At 70.7% G+C, this 19903-nt stretch carries 15 protein-coding genes and 1 pseudogene; 6 read left to right on the top strand and 10 right to left on the bottom strand.

Features of this window, described 5'->3' with window-relative positions; translation table 11 throughout:
- Positions 1-3: 3 nt before the first annotated feature.
- On the top strand, positions 4-2550 hold the full coding sequence (locus OG373_RS33590; RefSeq protein WP_405442255.1) for a DUF4118 domain-containing protein: 2547 nt from the start codon (positions 4-6) through the stop codon (positions 2548-2550).
- Positions 2551-2580: 30 nt separating this feature from the next.
- Here the strand turns inward: OG373_RS33590 and OG373_RS33585 are convergent, their stop codons facing one another.
- The 3 genes from OG373_RS33585 to OG373_RS33575 all read right to left on the bottom strand — a co-directional run bounded on the left by OG373_RS33585 (position 2581) and on the right by OG373_RS33575 (position 7189).
- A complete protein-coding gene (locus OG373_RS33585) occupies positions 2581-2964 on the bottom strand; it encodes a hypothetical protein (protein WP_405442253.1) in 384 nt (127 codons plus the stop codon).
- Entirely contained in the window at positions 2961-4484 is a 1524-nt protein-coding gene (locus OG373_RS33580) for an NAD-binding protein (RefSeq protein ID WP_405442252.1), read from the bottom strand. Before OG373_RS33580 ends, OG373_RS33585 begins: the two co-directional genes overlap by 4 nt.
- Before the next feature lie 200 nt (positions 4485-4684).
- Positions 4685-7189: an ATP-binding protein gene (locus tag OG373_RS33575; RefSeq protein WP_405442251.1), complete on the bottom strand. Its 2505-nt coding sequence runs from the start codon at positions 7187-7189 to the stop codon at positions 4685-4687.
- 248 nt (positions 7190-7437) lie between these two features.
- Here OG373_RS33575 and OG373_RS33570 point away from each other — a divergent pair, with 248 nt between their 5' ends.
- Positions 7438-9003, top strand: coding sequence for a Na+/H+ antiporter (locus OG373_RS33570; protein WP_405442249.1), 1566 nt, complete (start codon positions 7438-7440; stop codon positions 9001-9003).
- A gap of 179 nt (positions 9004-9182) precedes the next feature.
- Positions 9183-9272: a K(+)-transporting ATPase subunit F gene (gene kdpF / locus OG373_RS33565; protein ID WP_405442248.1), complete on the top strand. Its 90-nt coding sequence runs from the start codon at positions 9183-9185 to the stop codon at positions 9270-9272.
- A gap of 243 nt (positions 9273-9515) precedes the next feature.
- Here kdpF and OG373_RS33560 read toward each other — a convergent pair whose 3' ends face one another.
- The 3 genes from OG373_RS33560 to OG373_RS33550 form a co-directional block, all read right to left on the bottom strand.
- Positions 9516-10037, bottom strand: a complete 522-nt coding sequence (locus tag OG373_RS33560; RefSeq protein WP_405442246.1) for a hypothetical protein — start codon at positions 10035-10037, stop codon at positions 9516-9518.
- A 253-nt stretch (positions 10038-10290) separates the two neighbouring features.
- The gene (locus OG373_RS33555; RefSeq protein ID WP_405442244.1) at positions 10291-11946 is read right to left on the bottom strand and encodes an ABC transporter permease; all 1656 of its coding nucleotides are present in this window, start codon (positions 11944-11946) and stop codon (positions 10291-10293) included.
- Positions 11943-12872, bottom strand: coding sequence for an ATP-binding cassette domain-containing protein (locus tag OG373_RS33550; RefSeq protein WP_405442242.1), 930 nt, complete (start codon positions 12870-12872; stop codon positions 11943-11945). Before OG373_RS33550 ends, OG373_RS33555 begins: the two co-directional genes overlap by 4 nt.
- 88 nt (positions 12873-12960) lie before the next feature.
- Here OG373_RS33550 and OG373_RS33545 point away from each other — a divergent pair, with 88 nt between their 5' ends.
- Together OG373_RS33545 and OG373_RS33540 are read left to right on the top strand one after the other, a co-directional pair.
- Positions 12961-13458, top strand: a complete 498-nt coding sequence (locus tag OG373_RS33545) for a GbsR/MarR family transcriptional regulator (RefSeq protein WP_405442238.1) — start codon at positions 12961-12963, stop codon at positions 13456-13458.
- Between the two features lie 119 nt (positions 13459-13577).
- Entirely contained in the window at positions 13578-14702 is a 1125-nt protein-coding gene (locus tag OG373_RS33540) for a hypothetical protein (protein ID WP_405442237.1), read from the top strand.
- On the opposite strand, the gene OG373_RS33535 is transcribed toward OG373_RS33540, so the two are convergent.
- A complete protein-coding gene (locus tag OG373_RS33535; RefSeq protein ID WP_405442235.1) occupies positions 14672-15328 on the bottom strand; it encodes a methyltransferase domain-containing protein in 657 nt (218 codons plus the stop codon). The two genes, OG373_RS33540 and OG373_RS33535, sit on opposite strands and share 31 nt — an antisense overlap.
- A gap of 186 nt (positions 15329-15514) precedes the next feature.
- On the opposite strand from OG373_RS33535, the gene OG373_RS33530 reads away from it, so the two are divergent.
- Positions 15515-17425: a potassium channel family protein gene (locus tag OG373_RS33530; RefSeq protein ID WP_405442233.1), complete on the top strand. Its 1911-nt coding sequence runs from the start codon at positions 15515-15517 to the stop codon at positions 17423-17425.
- Between the two features lie 55 nt (positions 17426-17480).
- Here the strand turns inward: OG373_RS33530 and OG373_RS33525 are convergent, their stop codons facing one another.
- The 3 genes and pseudogenes from OG373_RS33525 to OG373_RS33515 form a co-directional block, all read right to left on the bottom strand.
- Positions 17481-17867 (bottom strand): recombinase family protein, encoded by a 387-nt coding sequence (locus tag OG373_RS33525; RefSeq protein ID WP_405442231.1) that lies wholly within the window; start codon positions 17865-17867, stop codon positions 17481-17483.
- Positions 17779-18553 (bottom strand): annotated as a pseudogene (locus OG373_RS33520) (sigma-70 family RNA polymerase sigma factor). Before OG373_RS33520 ends, OG373_RS33525 begins: the two are co-directional and overlap by 89 nt.
- Before the next feature lie 20 nt (positions 18554-18573).
- Positions 18574-19785, bottom strand: coding sequence for an NAD(P)/FAD-dependent oxidoreductase (locus tag OG373_RS33515; protein WP_405444290.1), 1212 nt, complete (start codon positions 19783-19785; stop codon positions 18574-18576).
- Between the last annotated feature and the right edge of the window lie 118 nt (positions 19786-19903).

The raw sequence follows: 19903 nt of genomic DNA, 5'->3' as shown, positions 1-19903 counted from the left end.
GTCATGGGACGCGGCAAGTTTCGGATCTACCTGGGCTCGGCCCCCGGCGTCGGCAAGACGTACGCGATGCTCTCGGAGGGCCACCGACGGGTGGAGCGCGGCACCGATGTAGTCGTCGCCTTCGTCGAGCATCACAACCGTCCGCGCACCGAGGTGATGCTGCACGGCCTGGAACAGATCGCACGGCGCGAGCTGGAGTACCGGGACTCCACGTTCACCGAGATGGACGTCGACGCGATCCTCGCCCGGCGCCCCGCCGTCGCGCTGGTGGACGAGCTCGCCCACACCAACATCCCGGGCTCGCGCAACGCCAAACGCTGGCAGGACGTCGAGGAACTCCTCCAGGCGGGCATCGACGTCGTCTCGACCGTCAACATCCAGCACCTGGAGTCCCTGGGCGACGTCGTCGAGACCATCACCGGCGTCCGGCAGCGCGAGACGGTCCCCGACGAGGTGGTCCGGCGGGCCGACCAGATCGAGCTGGTCGACATGTCCCCGCAGGCGCTGCGCCGCCGCATGGCCCACGGCAACATCTACAAGCCCGACAAGGTCGACGCGGCCCTCTCCAACTACTTCCGCCCCGGCAACCTGACCGCCCTGCGCGAGCTCGCGCTGCTGTGGGTCGCCGACCGCGTGGACGAGTACCTCCAGGAGTACCGGGGCGAGCACAACATCCGCTCCACCTGGCAGGCCCGCGAACGCATCGTCGTCGGCCTCACCGGCGGACCGGAGGGCCGCACCCTCATCCGCCGTGCCGCCCGCCTCGCCGAGAAGGGCGCCGGCGGCGAGGTCCTCGCCGTCTACATCGCCCGAAGCGACGGACTGACGGCCGCCTCGCCGAAGGAGCTCGCGCTCCAGAGGACCCTGGTCGAGGACCTCGGCGGCACGTTCCACCACGTCATAGGCGACAGCATCCCCGACGCGCTGCTCGAGTTCGCCCGCGGGGTCAACGCCACCCAGATCGTGCTCGGCGTCAGCCGCCGCCGCTCCTGGCAGTACGCCTTCAGCCCCGGCGTCAGCGCCACCGTCGCACGCGAATCCGGACCCGACCTCGACGTCCACATCGTCACCCACGACGAGGCCGCCAAGGGCCGCCGCAGCCTGCCCGTCGCCCGCAGCGGACGGCTCGGCCGCTCCCGCCTCATCTGGGGCTGGATCGTCGGCATCGCCGGTCCCGCGCTCCTCGCGCTGCTCCTGAGCCAGGTCGTCCCCGACCTCGGGCTCGCCAACGACATGCTGCTCTTCCTCACCTTCACCGTGGCGGCAGCACTCCTGGGCGGTCTGCTCCCCGCCCTGGCCTCGGCAGCCTTCGGGTCGCTGCTCCTGAACTACTTCTTCACGCCGCCGGTCCACAAACTCACCATCGCCGACCCCAAGAACATCGTCGCCATCGCGATCTTCGTCGGCGTCGCCGTCTCCGTGGCGTCGGTGGTCGACCTGGCCGCCCGCCGGACCCACCAGGCCGCCCGGCTGCGTGCCGAATCCGAGATCCTCTCCTTCCTGGCCGGCAGCATCCTGCGCGGCGAGACCGCTCTCGACGCCCTGCTGGAGCGGGTGCGCGAGACGTTCGCCATGGATTCCGTGGCACTGCTGGAGCGCGGTAGCGAGGTCGACCCGTGGACCTGCGCGGGCAGTAAGGGCACTGGCCCGGTCAGCCGCCCTGAGGATGCCGATGTCGACATGCCGATCGGCGAGAACATGGCGCTGGCCCTGACCGGCCGGGTGCTGCCCGCCGAGGACCGCCGCGTGCTCGGCGCCTTCGCCGCCCAGGCCGCCGTCGTACTCGACCGCCAGCGACTGGTCGGCGAGGCCGAGGAGGCCCGTCGTCTGATCGAGGGCAATCAGATCCGCACCGCGCTCCTGGCCGCTGTCAGCCATGACCTGCGTACTCCGCTGGCCGGGATCAAGGTCTCCGTCACCTCGTTGCGCTCCACCGACGTCGACTGGTCCGAGGAGGACCGGGCCGAGCTCCTGAAGGGCATCGAGGACGGCGCCGACCGCCTCGACCATCTGGTCGGCAACCTCCTCGACATGTCCCGCCTCCAGACCGGCACCGTCACCCCGATCATCCGGGAGACCGACCTCGACGAGGTCGTCCCGATGGCCCTGGCCGGCGTACCCGATGACAGCGTCGACCTCGACATCCCCGAGACGCTCCCGATGGTCGCCGTCGACCGCGGCCTGCTGGAACGCGCCGTCGCCAACATCGTCGAGAACGCCGTCAAGTACAGTCCCGGCGGCCAACCCGTCCTCGTATCCGCGAGCGCCCTCGCCTACCGCCTCGAACTACGCGTCGTCGACCGCGGACCCGGCGTCCCCGACGAGGCCAAGAACCGCATATTCGAGCCTTTCCAGCGTTACGGAGACGCGCCCGCAGGCGCCGGTGTCGGGCTCGGCCTCGCGGTCGCCCGGGGCTTCCTGGAAGCGATGGACGGCACCTTGACCGCAGAGGACACCCCCGGTGGCGGCCTGACGATGGTCATCACCCTGCCCGTCAAGGACGGGGTGCAGCCGGGACTCCCCCATCTCCCGGCCGACGCCACGACCTGACCCGGCCGCCCCGCGCCTTCGGGGACGGACTCACCATCCGGGGTCGGGAGTGGCCGGGTCGGCCCGACGTGCCGGGTGGGGCTGGACGCCGGTCATCAGGACGTCCAGGCCCCGCCGGGTCGTCGCGAGCACCACCCGGTCGCCTGCCCGCAGGACGCGGCCATGCGGCGGGCGCCAGTCGAAGCCGGTCGCTCGCGGCACGTACAGACCGCCCAGCGTGTCCGAAGAGGAAGTCGGACGGTACGCCGCCGAGCCCTCCGACGAACCCACCGCCAGCACGCGCCATTCGTTCCGCTTGAACGCCTCGTGAATCGAGAACCCCTCCAGCTCGGGGTGCCCGCCCACGTCCACCACAGTGAACAGCAGCACCCCGCGCTCGACCGGCATCACGCCCAGGACGTGGCGGCCCATCATCGCCGCGCGAACGAGGGCGCCGCCAGCGCCGACACACTGCGGCTGCGCGTCGGCGCGTGCGGATACGAGGCGCGCAGCGTGTGCGAGACGGTGGCCGCGAAGTCGTCGTCGTAGAGCCGCATCACCACCCGGATGTCCGGATTGGCCTCGCGGGCGGCCATCACGATGTCCAGGTTGGCGCTGTCGTCCTTGCTGAGCACGAGGAGCGACTTCGCCCGCCCGATCCTCGCCAGGTCGAGGACGCGCGGGTCCGTGGCGTCGTCCAGGAGCAGAGGCACGCCGAGTTCACCGGCACGGGCGACGCCGCGTGCCAGCGGGTCGCGTTCGATGACGACCACCTTGTGGTGGGTGGTCCGCAAGCGGCCCAGAACCCGGGTGCCGATCTTGCCGAGGCCGACGAGGACGATGTGGTCGCCGAGGGTCTCGGTGGGCGGGTGGGCGGCGGCAGCGGTCCGGAACGCCTCGCTGGCGTTCATCGTCGCGGCCACGACGAGGGGCAGTACTGCCAGCCCGACGAAGCCGGCGATGAGTTGGAGCACCCGGCGTGTCGGTTCCTCGTCCGTCGCGGGGTCTCCCATGGTGAAGATGTCCAGCATCGGCAGATAGACCGCCTTCCACAGCGGTATCCCGTCGACCAGCGTGAGCGTGGCGAGCGACAGCAGCACCACGACGGCGGCGAGGAGTCCGAAGACGGACATGACCTCGCGCGAGACGAAGACCTTCCAGGGCAGTTGCGTGAGCCGGTCACGGAGCCAGCCGCCCGGCCTGCGCGCGTCGGCCGGTGCCTCCGGGACCTGGTCGTGGGTGACCTCCTCCAGCATCAGCCGGCCGTGAGTGAACTGCCGGTGGTACGAGGTGACCGTGTCCGGGAGGAGCTGCGTGCCGTCGGCACCGGGAGTCTCGGCGCTGTCCTGGCTGCGCGGATCGTCTCGGTCCGTCCCGGAGAAAACCGCCAGCGTGGCGAGGTCCGAGGCGTGCGGCGCCTCGCCCGCCGGACGCACCACACCGCGGAACACCTTGCCGTCGACCTGGAGGGTGTGCCCCTGGCCGAGCGCGGCGGCGGCCACCAGCTCGGGCACGGCGGTGTCGGCGTCGGAGAGCACGGTGGTGGAGGCGTCGACGAATCCTTCCTCCAGGTCCGGCGTCCGAGCGGCAACGGCACGGTCCAGGAGTTGTTCCAGGTGACGGCCGCGCTCACGGTGGTACATCCGGATGACCAGCCGGATCGACGGGTTGATGCTGCGGGCGAGCAGCGCGGCCATCATGTTGGTCTGGTCGTCGCCGTAGGTGAGGGCGAGCGCGGCGGCCCGCTCGACTCCTGCCGCCCGCAGTGTCTGGTCATCGGGGCGGGCCGAAATGATCAGTTCCACGGGCGAGTGGGGGTTGTGGTGCAGTGCGTCGATCTCCCCACCGTGCTCATCACGACGGGACGGCAGCACCACCGTGACGGTCTCACCGCACACGGCGTCGAGCTCGACCGCGAGGCGACGGGCCAGGCCGTCGTCCCCGCAGATCACCATGTGCTGAGAGCGTGGAGCAACATACGGCAGTAGAGTGAGAGTTGAGGTCACATCTGATCAGAATGGATCGGCGGCGCCACGGTTGCACTCGCACGCGAGTTCGCCGTCAATGTTGCGTATGGACCGACGCCGGGACGGAACGGCGGGCCAGCCGGGCGATGGCGAATGAAAACCATCGCCACGGCTGTAGTCGGCGCCCGTCAGCCAGGCCCCACGGCACGCCGTGCCGCGAGGGGCGCGGGAACGCCAGGCAGGGACAGCGTCATGGTCAGGCCGCCTCCGGGGGTGTCCTCGGGTGTCAGCGTGCCGCCCATCGCCTCGGCGAGTCCCCGGGAGAGTGCGAGCCCGAGCCCGACGCCCGTCGTGTTGTCGGTGTCGCCGAGGCGCTGGAACGGCACGAACGCGTTCTCGCGGTCCGCCTCGGGGATTCCGGGCCCACGGTCTACGACCCGGAACTCCACCCGGTCGTCGAGCGCGCTGGCCGTCAGCAGAACGCGCTGTCCGGGCGGGGTGTGCCGGGCGGCGTTGCTGAGCAGGTTGGCGACCACCCGCTCGAGCAGTGGCGGGTCGGCCAGCACCGCAGGGGCCTCTTCCACGCTCCGGATGTCGATGACGGGCGCATCTGCGGGCATTCCGTCCAGTGCGGCGGGCAGCACTTCCATCAGGTCCGTGGCTCGTAGGTCCAGCTTCAAGGCCCCCGCCTGCAGTCGGCTCATGTCGAGGAGGTTCTCGACGAGGCGGTTGAGCCGGGCCATCGACTCGTCGGCGGTGGCGAGGAGTTCGTCCCGGTCCTCCTCGCTCCACGCCACGTCCCGGGCGCGCAGGGAGGCAATGGCGGCCCAGCCGGCCGCGAGGGGGGTCCGTAGATCGTGGCTGACCGCCGCGAGGAGGGCGGTACGCATTCGGTCAGCCGCCTTGACGGGTTCGACCTCGGCGGCCGCCTCGGCCAGCCGGGCCCGTTCGACCGCGACCGTGACGTGCGCGGCGAAGGCTGCCAGGACACGCCGGTCGGAGGCGGACAGCGGACGCCCCCGCAGTACGAGATACCCGCCCTGGCCCACCGGGACTGCCACGGACGAGGTGTTCTCCGTGGCCGGTTCGGCGGTGAGCTCGACGGAGTCCATCCCGAAGGTCTCCCTGGTCCGTTCGAGGAGCGCGGGAACGGCCTGGTCCCCCCGCACGATGGAGCCGGCGAGCGAGGAGAGCGTCTCCGCCTCGGCCGTCGCCCTGGCGGCTCTGCGCGACAGCCGCAGCGACCGGTCGATCGTGGCGGCGACGGTCCCCGCGACCACCCCGAACACCACCAGCGCGAGGATGTTGTTGGGCTCGGCGATGGTGAACTCGCCGACCGGCGGAATGAACCAGTAGTTCAGCAGGAGCGAGGCCGTCACGGACGCGACGAGGGCCGACACCACTCCGCCCACGCACGCCACTCCGACCACCGTCACCAGGAACAGCAGCGCCTCACTGGTGAGGTTGAGGCTGCCCCGGGTCCGGTCGAGCAGAAAGGTGAGCGCGAGCGGGAGCACGAGACCCAGTACCGGTCCGGCGATCAGGCGGGAGTTCGGCAGAGTCCGCCGTCGCGAGGGCAGCAGTCTTCCGTGTCCCGCCCGTTCGTGCGTGACCATGTGAACGTCGATGTCCTCGGACAGTGCGACGATCGTCTCACCCGTACCCCGCCCGGTGAGGAAGCGCTCTACGCGACCGCGTCGGCTCGTACCGATCACCAGCTGGGTGGCGTTCTCCGCGCGGGCGAACTCGGTGAGCGCCGTGGGCACATCCTCACCGATCAGGGAGTGGTAGGTGCCGCCGAGGCTTTCGACAAGGGCGCGCTGGCGGACCAGCGCTGAAGCCGACGCTCCCGCTGCCAGGCCGTCGCTGCGCGCTATGTGCACGGCGAGGAGGTCGCCGCCCGCCGAGCGGGCGGCGATCCTGGCAGCCCGCCGGATGATCGTTTCTCCCTCGGGTCCGCCGGTGATGGCGACCACCACCCGCTCCCGGGTCTCCCACACTCCCCCTATGCCGTGCTCGACGCGGTACTTCTGCAGTGCCTCGTCCACGCGCCCGGCCACCCACAGCAGCGCCAGCTCCCGCAGCGCGGTGAGGTTTCCGACCCGGAAGTAGTGGGACAGGGCCGCGTCGACCTTCTCCGGGGCGTAGATGTTCCCGTGCGCCATGCGCCGTCGCAGCGCCTCGGGTGGCAGGTCCACCAACTCTATCTCGGTGGCCCGGCGCACCACTGCGTCCGGAACGGTCTCGTGCTGCGGGACCCGGGTGATCTTCTCGACGACGTCGCCCAGGGACTCCAAATGCTGGATGTTGACGGCCGTCACCACGTCGATCCCCGCCGCGAGGAGCGCCTCCACTTCCTGCCAGCGCTTGGCGTGGCTTCCGCCGGGAACGACGGAGTGGGCCAGTTCGTCGACGAGCGCCACCTCGGGCCGCCGTTCCAGGACGGCCGCCAGGTCCATCTCGGCGTACGAGCCTCCCCGGTACGTACGTTCCACGCGTGGCAGGACCTCCAGGCCGGCCAGCTTCTCCTCGGTCAGGCGGCGTCCGTGACACTCGACGAAGGCCACCACCACGTCCGTCCCCCGGTCCGCCCGCCGCCGCCCTTCATCCAGCATCCGGTACGTCTTGCCCACGCCGGGGGCCGCCCCGACAAAGACCTTCAGTCTTCCGGGCCGGACAACCGCCTCCGCCACGTCACGTGCCTCCTCACGCCGAAGAACGCCCCGGTCCACGAAGGGGCTCCCCTGGGTGGCAGAGGCACACAAGTCCTGCTCACGCACATCATCGGGCGAAATTCCGCCGGATCGCGGTTGAGCGCGGGCACATTGACGCTGTCCTGACACAGTCCATGCGGATATGGTGAAGGCGGTGTGCCGGGAAGTCTGGTCGGCGTGACGGGCCACGTGGCCCCGATCTCGATTCCAGGGGCCCAAGGGGCGGCATGCGCAGCGTTGGTACGGTCTTGTTTCTCGTTGTCCTCGCCACCCTCGTCGCGACCGGTGCCCGCCGCTGGCGCATACCGGCTCCCTCCTTGCTCGTCGTCGCGGGCCTCGCCGTCGCCCTGCTTCCCGGGGCCCCCGAGATACACATCACCCCCGAGATCATCGGCCTCGTCGTCCTGCCACCCCTGCTGTACGCCAGCGCCGAAGAGCTGTCGTGGCGCGAGCTGCGTGCCGTGTGGAAGCCGGTGTCCGTACTCGCCGTGGGTCTCGTACTGGCCTCGGCCGCGGTGGTGGGATTCGTGGCCTCCGCGCTGACTCCCCTGTCCTGGCGGATGGCACTGGTCCTCGGGGCCGTGCTCGCGAGCACCGACCCCGTGGCGGTCACCGCGCTCGGCCGGCGCCTCGCACTGCCGCCCAGGGTCCAGGTCATGGTCCAGGCCGAGAGCCTGTTCAACGACGCCACCTCCCTCGTCCTCTTCCGGGTCGCGGCGAGCATCGCGATCGCCTCCTCCGCTGTCTCCTGGGGCAGCGCCGGCAGTGAGTTCGCCCTGCTCGCCGGAGGCGGCACCCTGATCGGGGCCGCGATCGCCGGAGTCGTGATGCTGATCCGGCGCCGCATCGAGGACCCGGTCCTGGAAACGGTGGTCGCGCTCGTCACCCCGTACGCCGCCTACGTCCTGGCCGAGACCGCCCACACGTCCGGCGTCACGTCCGTGGTCGTGGCCGGCGTCCTCGTGGGCGGCAGCGGCGATCGCCTGACCAGCGCACCCATCCGCCTCCAACTGCACGCCGTCTACGGCACGGTGATCTTCCTGCTCGAAAGCGTCGTGTTCAGCCTGATCGGTCTCTCCCTACCGGGTCTGATCCGCGAGCTGGGCGACGAAAACCGGCTCTGGCCGGTCTACGCACTGGCCCTGGCAGGCACCCTCATCACGGTACGGATCCTGTGGATCTTCCCGCTCTCCGCCCTGCTCCAGTGGAAGAACAGGAAGGCCAAAACCAACTGGCGGATCCCCGCCGTCCTGTCGTGGGCGGGAACCCGCGGTGTCATGCCCCTCGCCGCAGCCCTGTCCATCCCCATCGCCGCTGCGGACGGATCTCCGCTGGCTCAGCGCCCTTTGGTGCTGGTCCTGACCTCGTCCGTCGTGGTCGTCACCCTCGTCGTCCAGGGCTTCACCCTCGCCGCGGTCGTCCGCCGCTCGGGGATCGGCCTCGAACCGGATCACACCGAACGCGAGGAGACCGGCGCGCGACTGCGTCTGGCCGAAGCGGGTCTGCGCCGGCTGGACGAACTGTCCGGACTCGAGGCCGCACCCGGGGCAGTACTCGATCGACTCCGTCGTGCCCTGCAAGCCCGTCGCGACCATGCCCACGACAGGCTCGGCGACGACGAGGGGCCGTACGAGTCCGCCGACCAGGTCTACCGACACCTGCGCCGCGACCTGATCAATGTCGAGGCCGCCGAACTCCGGCGCCTCTACGACGACCACCACATCAGCGACACCACCCGCCGACAGCTCCAGCGCACGCTCGACCTCGAGGAGGCACGGCTCTCCGACCTGTGAGCGCCGCCCTGGGGCTACCCGGACATCGGGCTTGCGCCGGCACACCGCCTGGCCGTCAATTCATCGTCAGCGTCGCGCCCAAGAAGCGTCAGAAGTTCGTCAGGACCCCTATCGCCCACGACCTCGCTCCCGTTCGCTGGTGAGGTTGAAATCCAAGCGAGGGGTCGGGTCGAGTACGAGTGAGTACGGAGACTGTCGTAGGCATCGTCATCGCGGTGAGCCTGGTCGGATATCTCGTCCTGGCGTTCTTCTACCCGGAGAAGTTCTGAGCAGGAGGTCGCGGACCAGGTGCTTGTGGTCGAGCACCGGGCACACTGCCCGCCCTGGAGATCGCACCGGCTGTACGGCTTGCCCCTGCCCCAAGTGGTTGCCGTCGGCCGTGATGTCGAGGGTCGGGCTACGGCTCCAGCGGTGGAGGCTCCGTTGAAGTCCAGCGGCTGCCCGCCCTCGGCGGCCGGCCACCTCCGGACCCCCACCCGCCGGCTCGCGCGGCACGCCTGCCTACGGAACCGTCAGGCTGCGCGACAGAGTTCCGCAGGGCCGGCCGGGGCCGCGGTGCGGGCCACCGTCCCGTGCGCGGGCCGGGCGGTGCGGACGGCGGCCGTGGCCTGACGGTTCCGCGCGAAGACGACGAGGCGCAGCACCGCGAACCGTGCGACACCGGCGAGTGCGGAGGCGAACAGGTAGACGACCTGTTCGAGTACCGCACCGGGCGCGGCCACCAGCTGCTGCAGGACGACCATCGCCGCGCAGGTCACCGCGTACGCGGCCGCCGCGGACCCGGCCGACTGTGCGTGCTGGTGCCAGGTCGCGCACGCGCACGCGCCGAAGGTGAAGCGGGCGTGCAGCTCGGTGGCGAGGAGCGTGGAGCCCACGGAGATCAGGGCGTTGGCCAGGAACCAGGGAATCCAGGAGGCGAGGGCCATCACGGCGAAGCTGGAGGCGGCCCCCACCCCGCCGCCGCACAGCACGAAGCGGGCGAAGGCGGTGAAGGCGCCGGGTGCCGCCTGCTCCTGGCTCTGAGCCGTCTCCATGATCCGTTCCCTTTCGACGGCTCACGGCGCGTAACGCGCACCGCTCGGCTTCGGTACGTGCCGGAATCGTGGTGCATGCCGTGGCACCCCGCCGCAGATGCCTCTGTCTGCCCTGACGCCGGCTGATGCCGCCCCGGGGCGCGTGAGAGGTTCGTTTCGGCCGGACCGCGACCATGCTGATCATCCGGGGCCCTGGCACCGTCCGCCGGGCGGGCGGAAGGCGGTACCAGGGCCCGGATACCGCCCTGCCGCGCTACTTGGTTTCGAGGTCGCGGCGGGCCAGGCCCCGGAGGGCTGCCCACACGAGGGCGGCGGCGATCAGTGTGAGGATCACCAGGGGCGTCCAGCGCATGTCCGCGGCGGGCAGCCGGGGGACGTGGCCGAACGGGGAGAGGTTGTTCAGCCAGCCGGGGAACTGCAGAAGTTGTCCCAGGTAGCCGATGGCGAAAGCGCTGACCGGGACGACCCAGGCCGCCGTGGCAGCCCGCGGGAACCAGCCGTAGAGGGCCGCGGTGATGCCCACGGTGACCCAGAGCGCCGGTGCGTAGGCGAGGGCTGCGCCCACGAGCTTGAGGAACAGACCGCCGTCACCGGTGGAGGCGGCACCGGAAATGCCGAGCCCGAGTCCGGCCACGAACAGCAGCACAGTGCCACCGATCAGTGCGACGGCCAGATGGCTCCCGAGCCAGCCGGCGCGGGAAAGCCCGGTGGACAGTACGGATTCGGCGCGCCCCGCGCTCTCTTCCGCTCGTGGGCGCAGCGCCGCGATGACGACGTACACGGAGGCGACCACGGCCACGATCGACATGATCATCGCGGCGAAGGACTCGACGACGGTGGCCCCGCCGAGCCGTTTCAGGGCCTCCTGAATCTGATCGATGTCCTTGAGCATGTCCTCGGCGTCCCCGAGGATCGAGCCGTACATCGATCCGAGGAGGAAGAGGCCGGCGCCGAAACCGATGAGCAGGCCGCGGTGCAGGCGCACGGCGAAGCCGAACGGGCGGACCAGCGCCTCGGAGGCCGTGGGACGGCCGAGCCTGGCGGCGCGCAGGCCCGCGCCCACGTCCCGGCGGGTGCTGAGGGCGAATCCGGTGGCGGCGCAGGCCGCCGCGAGGGCGAGGGACAGGAGCAGCGGCCACCAGCGGTTGTCGACGAAGACATAGGTGCGCTGGGCCCAGCCGATCGGGGAGAGCCAGGACAGTGTGTCGTTGCCGACGTCCCCCGAGGCGCGCAGGGCGTAGGCGGCTCCGATGACGGCGAGCGCCATCCCGGAGGCCGCCCGGGAGTGCGCGGTGATCTGCACGGTGATCGCCGCCACGCAGGCGAAGACGATGCCGACGCCGGCGTGCGCGAGGCCGTAGAGCAGGGATCCACCGGTGTCGATTCCCTCGATGCCCATCCGGCTCAGGCCGACGGTGAGGAGCAGGGCCAGGCCGAGGTTGGCGATGGCGGCCACGGCGAGCGCCGCTGCCAGATGCGCGTGGCGGCCGACCACGGTGGAGCGTACGAGCTCCGCGCGGCCGGTCTCCTCCTCGGTCCGGGTGTGCCGCGTGACGATGAGTACGCTCATCAGCGCGACCAGCACAGCGGCGAAACCGAGCATCCGGTGTCCGAGCATGGCGCCGAAGGTGTAGTCGTCCAGGTAGTGCTGAGGCCCTGTCATAGCCATGGCGGCCGGGGTGTCCGAGCTCCGGGCGATCGCGGCGCGGTCGGCCGCGGTGGGGTAGAGCGTCTTGACGTTGTTCGCGGTTCCGGCAGACGCGACGAACAGGGCGAACACCCATACCGGGATGCGGATGCGGTCCCGACGCAGGTTGAACCGGACGAGGGTGGCGGTGCCGGCGAAGGTACCGCCCCCTGCCGGGGCGTGAACCGGGGCAGAGGCCAGGGAGGCCGTTGTGGTGCTCATCGGGCCGCACCGTCCGCGATGGCGGAGTGCCCGTTCGCGGCGAGTTCGTCGCCGTAATGCCGCAGCATCAGCTCCTCCAGGGTCGGCGGGTGGCTGACGAGGCTGCGGAGTCCTGACTGGCTGAGCGCGCGGACCGCCTGGTCGAGGTGCTCGCCGTCCACGGCGAAGCGCACCCGGGCACCCTCGCTGCGCAGCTCGTGCACGCCCGGCAGACCCGCCAGACCTGTCGCGGGGAACGAGGTCTCGGCCTCGATCGTCGTACGTGTCAGGTGCCGCATCCCGCTCAGCGTGCCGGACTGGACGACCCGGCCCTGGCGGATGATGCTGACCCGGTCGCAGAGCTTCTCCACCTGGGCCAGGATGTGGCTGGACAGCAGGATGGTCCGGCCGGCGGCCTTGGCCTGGAGGATCACGTCCTGGAACACGACCTCCATCAGGGGGTCGAGTCCGGCGGTGGGCTCGTCGAGGAGCAGGAGTTCGGCGTCGGAGGCGAGAGCGGCGACGATGGCGACCTTCTGCCGGTTGCCCTTGGAGTAGGTGCGTCCCTTCTTCGTGGGGTCGAGGTCGAAGCGTTCGATCAACTCGTTCCGGTGTCGCTTGTCGAGTTTTCCGCGCAGCCGGGAGAGCAGGTCGATCGCCTCGCCGCCGGTCAGGTTCGGCCAGAGCTCCACGTCGCCCGGTACGTAGGCGAGCCGCCGGTGGAGTTCGACCGAATGGTTCCAGGGATCCTTGCCGAGCAGCTGCGCCGTGCCGGCGTCGGCGCGCAGGAGTCCGAGCAGGACCCGGATGGTGGTGGACTTCCCCGCACCGTTCGGCCCGAGGAAGCCGTGAACCTCGCCCGTCTCGACACCGAGGTCGAGTCCGTCGAGGGCGTGGGTCCGACCGAAGGACTTCCGCAGGTCGGACAGCATGATCGCCTTCGTCATGATTAAAAAGGTACGATACATTCACAAGATTGTGAATATAAGGAACCGTTAAAATTGTGGGACCTGTCGAGTCGGAGGAGGACACAGCGTGTCGGTGGAAAAGACCCCGCAGGAAGCGGAGGCGGTCTCGGAGTTCGTTGAACGGTTCGCCTCCGAACTCGCCGAGGCGGGCATGCAGATGATGCCGGCGCGGATCTTCTCATGTCTCATGGCAGAGGACAGCGGCGTCCTCACCTCGGCCGAACTCTCCGAACGGCTGCATGTCAGCCCGGCGGCCGTCTCCGGAGCCATCGGCTATCTCGCCCGCGTCGGACTGGTGAGCAGGGAGCGCGAACCCGGCTCGCGGCGGGACCGCTACCGGGTCCGCAACAACGCCTGGTTCGAATCGATGGCCCAGCGGGACGAGCTCATGCTGCGCTGGATCCGCGTTCTGAACGAGGGTGTCGACACCATCGGCGGGGGGACCCCGGCAGGCCGACGGCTGGCGGACAGCAGCGAGTTCTTCGAGTTCCTGATGACCGAACTGACCGGCGTACTCGCACGGTGGCGTGCACTCCAGAGCGAGCAGGCGGCCCGGACTCCGTAGCGCCTCCATGCCTGTTCTGGGGTCGGCGCTGGGGGGTGCCCCGGTGCGGTACCACCGGACTCACCGTCACGCTGCGGCTGGCTGAACCAGCCCGATTGTCCGGTGAGAAAGGTGATGGGGTGTCCAAGCTCGACGTGACTGCGATTCCGCCGCAGCCGAACGTGAACGACCCGGCCGTCTACGAGTGGTACCACGCGATGCGGGACGAACACCCGGTCCATCAGGACCCCGTGACGGGGTGGTGGGTGGCCTACCGGTATGCGGACGCCCGGCATGTCCTCACCCACCCCGAGATCTTCTCCTCGCAGATGCACCGGATGGGCTTCCCCGAGACGGGGCTGGAGAGCCTCCCCCAGATGGACCCGCCGCGGCACACGCGTGTGCGCCAGATCCTGAGTACGGCCTTCACGCCGCACTCGATATCCGGCTTCGAGCCGCAGATCATCCGCACCACGAACGAGATCATCGACGGGTTCATCGGCAAGGACAGCGTGGACCTGGTGGCGGAGCTCGCGTACACGGTTCCGATCGCGGTCATCCTGGAGATCCTGGGGCTGCCGGCCGAAGACCGGCACCTCTTCTACCACTGGGCCCGCAAGGTCATGAACGTCACCCCCGAGGAAATGGCCCAGGAGGGCTTCGCGGAGGCGCTGGGCGAGCTCCAGCAGGAGGCCGTGTCATACCTGCGCGAGAAGGTGCGCGAGCGCCGCAACAAGCCGGGCGACGAAATGCTCACCCGGCTCTCCAACGCCGAGCTCGACGGCGACCGGCTCACCGAGGACGAGACGGTGAACTTCGCGAACGTCATGTTCGCGGGCGGCCACATCAGCACGACGATGACGATCGCCAACTCGGTCGACCTGCTCGACCTGAACCCGCGGGCGATGGCCGAGGTCGAGGGCCTCCAGGAACTCCTCGTCCGGCAGCCGGTGCAACGGCGCACGGCGCGGACCCGCGCCCGTGGGGCGTGGGAGGCGGCCGACGGCCGGTCCACGCCACCGGTGAGCGTCAACTACGTCCGCGTTCCCGGGTTCGTCTCCGGTGTCCTGCTGCTGGTCTGGTGGCCGCTGATCCTGGAACGGGTCGGGCACTACACCGCCGCGACCGCCCTCCCGGCGGACGGCTTCCTGGCCCGGTGGCTGCTGATCACCGCCGCGCTGTTCGCCGCCTCGGCCATGGTCCTGATCGTACGGACATGGGGCCGGAGCCGGGCTCAGCGGCAGGCCCGCAGCGCGACGAAATGACGGCCTCCAGTACTGGTCCACCGCTCGGCCTCGGTCCATCCCTCCGACGCTGCCTGGCGGTTCAGCGCCGCGGCGCCGACCACGGCCCATGGGAAGACGGTACTCACGGGCCATTGCCCGGCATGGATACGGACGCGGCGGCGCTCGTCCACATCAGTGGCGGCAACCTCCACCAGGAGGAGGCCTTCCCGGTGCACGAGGGCTCGGACGCGGCGGAGCAACCGCCGGGGGTCACCGCCGATGCCGATGTTCCCGTCGATCAGCAGCGCCGTCCCCCACCGGCCCTCGTCGGGGAGCGGATCGAAGACGGACCTGCTCATCGCGGACCCGCCCCGGCACACCGTCGTGATCACGGCGGAGGGACAGACGTCGATGCCGAGGACCGGGCGGCCCCGCCCCGTCAACGCCTCGACCAGCCGGCCAGCGCCGCATCCGATGTCCAGCACCCGGCCGGCGCACCGGCCGAGCACAGTCCGGTCGGCCTCGTCCGCCCGGCCACACCACCGCTCCAGATCCAGGGGGAAGTGCCAGCCCTCCGCATCGCGCAGGGACAGGGCGCGCTGCGGGGTGTGCATCGCCTGCGCGTATGCGCTGCTGCTCCAGGCCCGGTGTTCATGAGCGGTCATCCCCCATGTCTCGCCGCACAGCCCGACCGCAGTGCGCTCCGGGCCACCGATTCCCCCGGATGGGCTCGCATCGCGCACTACCGGAACGGGTGCGCGGCCGAGGCTGATACGGCTTCGTGATCAAGGCATCCTTGGGCAGTGTCTTCGATATCGGTACAGCCTCAACAGCCCGCCCCTGATGGGCGGATGGTCGTATGCGGCGACGACGGGCTGGCCCGTCGGCTGGCCTCCGAACTGCGGGAGGTCTACAAGGAGCGGGTGACGCTCGTAGCGCCCGCCGCCCACAACACCCGGCCCAGCGTCGGCCGTGCTCCCGGGGCACCCGGGCGCGGGCTGCTGGGCCGGGTGCCCCTGCCCCGGGCACGGACCGCGGGCGGCGGGCCGCCGGCCGAGCGGGAGCTGGAGATCCTGGACGCGGCGGAGCCGGACGAGGCGGTACTGGCCGCTGCGGGGGTGGCCGGGGCCGCCGCCCTGGCGCTCGTCTACGAGGACGACGACACCAACGTCCGGGCCGCCCTGGTGGCACGCCGGCTCAACCCGAGGCTGCGGCTGGTGATCCGGCTCTACAACCGCAAGCTCGGCCAGCACCTGGAGGAGCTCCTGGACCAGGCCGCGATGGTGGCGGAGCCGGGTATCGACCTGCGGGAGCTGGACTCCTCGACCACCGTGCTCTCCGACGCCGATACGGCCGCGCCCGCGCTGGCCGCAAGCGCCGTCGCGGGTACGAGCAAGGTGGTCCAGGCCGACGGTCTCCTGCTGCGCGCGGTGGAGCGTACGCCTCCGGGGAGAGGCGAGGTGGCCGACCCCGGCCTGTGCACCCTGGCGCTCCTGTCCGCGACGACGAGTGACCCGGCAGGCGCCGAGGGCGCGGAATCCAGCGGGGACCGCGGCCCGCAGCTGCTGCCGGACGACCGGGCCGTCGCCGCCGCGACGGGGCGAGGCATCCTGGCCCTCGAAACGGTCACGCACACGGACCCGACCCGGAGGAGACAAAGACTCGGCGCCGGGGCGCTCCCGGTGGCCTCCTTGTTCTCCCGGCGGCTGCGCTGGTCCATGGCCGGGATGGTCGCCGCGGTGGCAGCCCTCGCTGTGGCGTCGTGGGTGACGACCGGCGACCATCCCCTGCACGCCGCGTACATCACCCTGCTCGACATCTTCGCGATCAACGACCCCGCGGTGGGAGACGCCACTCAGCGCCAGGTCCTGCAGATCCTGGGCGGGTTCGTGGGCCTGCTCCTGCTCCCGGTGCTGGTGGCCGCCGCCCTGGAGGCGCTCGGGGCGTTCCGTACGGCAACCGTGCTGCGTCAGCCCCCGAGGGGACTGTCGGGCCACGTGGTCCTGCTCGGGCTCGGCAAGATCGGCACGAGGGTGCTGGCCCGGCTGCGGGAACTGGAGATCCCGGTCGTGTGCGTGGAATCCGACCCGCAGGCACGCGGCCTCGCGCTCGCCCGCAGCCTGCGCGTGCCCGTGATCATCGGCGATGTGACCGACGAGGGCGTACTGGAGTCGGCCCGTGTCCACCGGGCCCACTCGCTGCTCGCCCTGACGAGCTCGGACACCACCAACCTCGAGGCCGCCCTGTACGCCCGCACCGTCAAGCCGAACCTGCGGGCCGTACTGCGCCTGTACGAGGACGACTTCGCCACCGCCGTCTACCGCACGCTACGGGCCGCGCACCCCGCCGCCCTGACCCGCAGCCGCAGCGTGACGCACCTCGCCGCCCCCGCCTTCGCCGGAGCGATGATGGGCCGGCAGATCCTCGGTGCCATCCCGGTCGAACGGCGGGTCCTGCTCTTCGCCGCCGTGGACGTGGCCGGCCATCCGTACCTGGAGGGCCGCACCATCGCGGAGTCGTTCCGCCCGGGCGCATGGCGGGTCCTCGCCCTCGACACCGCCTCCCCGGAGGACCGCCGGCCCGACCTCGCCTCCGCCCCCGCCGAGGAGCCGGCGCGGCAGTCGGGCCTGGTCTGGGACCTGCACCCCGGGTACGTCCTCAAGCCGGAGGACCGCGTCGTCCTGGCCGCCACCCGTCGCGGGCTGGCCGAACTCCTCGGACGCGGGGAAGCCGTCCCCCGCCGACCGGATGGCCGGATCTGAGACAACCTCGTCATTGGTGGACACGAGGGCGAGCCGACAAGGATCGACCACGTAGTCACTGCCGTGTCGACCGGTTCATCGTTCGCGCAGCGTGCGCACAACGGCGGCCGGTGAAGGGTGCAGGACCTTCATTCGTGCTGGTGGTGACGACGAGCTTGGCGGCGATGTCGCGGCCGAGGCGCTCGGGTTCGTGGACTACGAGGATGACGGGCATGCCGGAGGCGCGGCCGTCACTGACGAGAGCCACCGCCTTGTCCAACTCGGGGCGCGGGGCGGCGCGGGCAGACGTCTTCTCGGAGAAGATCCGTTCATCGCAGCGCGGGTGCCGAGGCCTGGCCGCGGTGGGCGTCGGGTCACCACTGGGCGATGAGCGGCGTGTCCGGTTCGCGCTGTCGCCAGGCTTCGGTGATGCGGACGAGGCGGGCGGGGGCGGCGATGCCATGCACGATTGCGATCTTGTCTTCGGTGACGTCGAACGTCACGGCGCCCATGACCTGGTCGCCGAGGACAAAGAGGATGGCGGGGGCGCCGTTGACGACCGCGTAGTGGAGGGCGGGCGTGCCGCCGACGAGCCGCCGCTTTGCGGGCGTGGGCTTGAAGCCGCCACTCATGAGGGCGGCGGCGCGCGGCGGTTATGCGGGTCCGGGCGCGGTGGAGGTGCTGCTGGCTCGCGGACTCGGTGATGTCGAGGATCTCGGCGATCTCGGCGTGGCCGTAGGCGAACGCTTCGCGCAGGATGTAGACGGCCCGCTCGACGGGCGACAGTCGCTCCATGACGGTCAGCATGGCCAGGGAGACCGATTCGCGCTGCTCGAAGGTGTCGGCCGGGCCGAGCATCGGGTCGCCGTCGAGGAGCAGTTCGGGGAGCCAGGCGCCGACGGTGCCTTCGCGGCGGGCCTGGGCCGAGCGGAGCCGGTCGAGGCACAGGTTGGTGACGACCTTGGTCAGCCATGCCTCCGGTACCTTGATCCGCTGCCGGTCGGCGGCCCGCCAGTGCAAGAACGCATCCTGCACGGCGTCTTGGGCGTCGGCGGCGGAACCCAGCAGCCGGTACGCCAGCGAGGCCAGCCGGTTCCGGCTGGCCTCGAACCGGCTGGTGTCGAAGCGATCAGTTGCGGTGCTGTCCACGCGGATCACCCTATAGGCGGTTACGCGACCGCCTTCTGGGCGGAGGCATTCAGACCGGCCATGGCCAGGTGGTGCTTGCGCTTGGGCACGCAGAAGGTCGGGTGCGCGGTAGCCCACAGCGACATCCTGACGATGCCCGCCTTGATCCGCGCGGCTTTCCAGCCACCCATGTACTTCGGCTTTGCCTGCCCTTCGTCGTCGACCATCTGCAGAATTCCGTCCTGCCGCCCGAGGCTGATGTGGTTGCCCGCGTACTCCAGCTTGGTGTTCGGAATCTTGCAGCTGGTCAGGCGTCCCACGATCGCGTCCGTGGCCTGCCGGCCGGTGTATCCGGCCGAGGCGCAGGACATCGGCAGCGGCCGGCCGTTGTCCCCGATGGCGTAGACACTGTCGCCGGCGGCGTAGACGTTCGGGTGCGATAGCGACCGCATGGTGCGATCGACGACAATCCGACCGTTCTCGGTGACCTCCAGCCCGCCGGCGGCGGCGATAGTGTTGACCGCGAACCCGGCCGTCCACACGGTTGCGTCAGACGCCAAGGCGACGCCGTCGGCGCACAACACCCGCGCCGCTTCGACGGCTTCGACCTCGGTGTGCTCCAGGACGGTGATGCCCAGCCGGTCGCAAACCTGACGCAGGTGGCCGCGGGCTCCGGCAGAGAGCTGGGCGCCCAGCTCTCCGCGGGCGACCAACGTCACCGACAGGCCGGGCCGGGATTCGGCGATCTCAGTGGCGGTCTCGATGCCTGTCAGCCCGTCGCCGACGACCAGTACATTCTCGCCTTCCCCGCCTTCCCCGCCTTCCCCGCCTTCCCGCAGGCTGTCCAGGCGCTCGCGCAGGCGCAGCGCGGAGGGCCGGGTGGCGACGTCGAAGGCGTGCTCGGCCACGCCGGGGACGCCGCGGTCGCTACCGTGGCTGCCGAGCGCGTAGAGGAGCGTGTCGTAGCCGAGCTCGTCGCCGCCGGCCACGGCGACGATCTGGCGTTCCGGGTCGACGGCGGTGACACGGGCCAGGCGCAGCCGTATCCCTGTGCCCACGAAGACGTCGGCGAGCTTCGGAGCCGCGATCTCCTGGCCGGCCGCGAGCTGGTGCAGCCGCAGCCGCTGGACGAAGTCCGGCACGGCGTTGACCACGGTGATTTCGGTGTCCGCCGGGGACAGCCGACGCGCCAGGGTCCCGGCCACGTAGGCCCCGGCATAGCCGGCGCCGAGGACGACGATGCGGTGCTTCATCTGATGCTCCTGTCGGTTCGCTTGGCTTTCGGTGACTTGAGCGGAACAGCGCCCCGATTCCTGACAGGAATCGCATGTGGCGTGGGTCACGTATCGAAAGGAATGCCACCGACGGCCC

Origin of the sequence: Streptomyces avidinii (genome assembly GCF_045161815.1) — a bacterium.
GTDB lineage: Bacteria > Actinomycetota > Actinomycetes > Streptomycetales > Streptomycetaceae > Streptomyces > Streptomyces avidinii.
The sequence above is the reverse complement of the archived record's forward strand: the minus strand, read 5'-3'. Positions and strand labels throughout refer to the sequence as shown.

Bases quoted from the DNA above. Each gene is read 5' to 3' on its own strand.
- OG373_RS33590 (WP_405442255.1), top strand. From the start codon at position 4: ATGGGACGCGGCAAGTTTCGGATCTACCTGGGCTCGGCCCCCGGCGTC.
- OG373_RS33585 (WP_405442253.1), bottom strand. From the start codon at position 2,964: ATGATGGGCCGCCACGTCCTGGGCGTGATGCCGGTCGAGCGCGGGGTG.
- OG373_RS33580 (WP_405442252.1), bottom strand. From the start codon at position 4,484: ATGGTGATCTGCGGGGACGACGGCCTGGCCCGTCGCCTCGCGGTCGAG.
- OG373_RS33570 (WP_405442249.1), top strand. From the start codon at position 7,438: ATGCGCAGCGTTGGTACGGTCTTGTTTCTCGTTGTCCTCGCCACCCTC.
- OG373_RS33560 (WP_405442246.1), bottom strand. From the start codon at position 10,037: ATGGAGACGGCTCAGAGCCAGGAGCAGGCGGCACCCGGCGCCTTCACC.
- OG373_RS33555 (WP_405442244.1), bottom strand. From the start codon at position 11,946: ATGAGCACCACAACGGCCTCCCTGGCCTCTGCCCCGGTTCACGCCCCG.
- OG373_RS33550 (WP_405442242.1), bottom strand. From the start codon at position 12,872: ATGACGAAGGCGATCATGCTGTCCGACCTGCGGAAGTCCTTCGGTCGG.
- OG373_RS33535 (WP_405442235.1), bottom strand. From the start codon at position 15,328: ATGACCGCTCATGAACACCGGGCCTGGAGCAGCAGCGCATACGCGCAG.
- OG373_RS33530 (WP_405442233.1), top strand. From the start codon at position 15,515: ATGGTCGTATGCGGCGACGACGGGCTGGCCCGTCGGCTGGCCTCCGAA.
- OG373_RS33525 (WP_405442231.1), bottom strand. From the start codon at position 17,867: ATGGCATCGCCGCCCCCGCCCGCCTCGTCCGCATCACCGAAGCCTGGC.
- OG373_RS33515 (WP_405444290.1), bottom strand. From the start codon at position 19,785: ATGAAGCACCGCATCGTCGTCCTCGGCGCCGGCTATGCCGGGGCCTAC.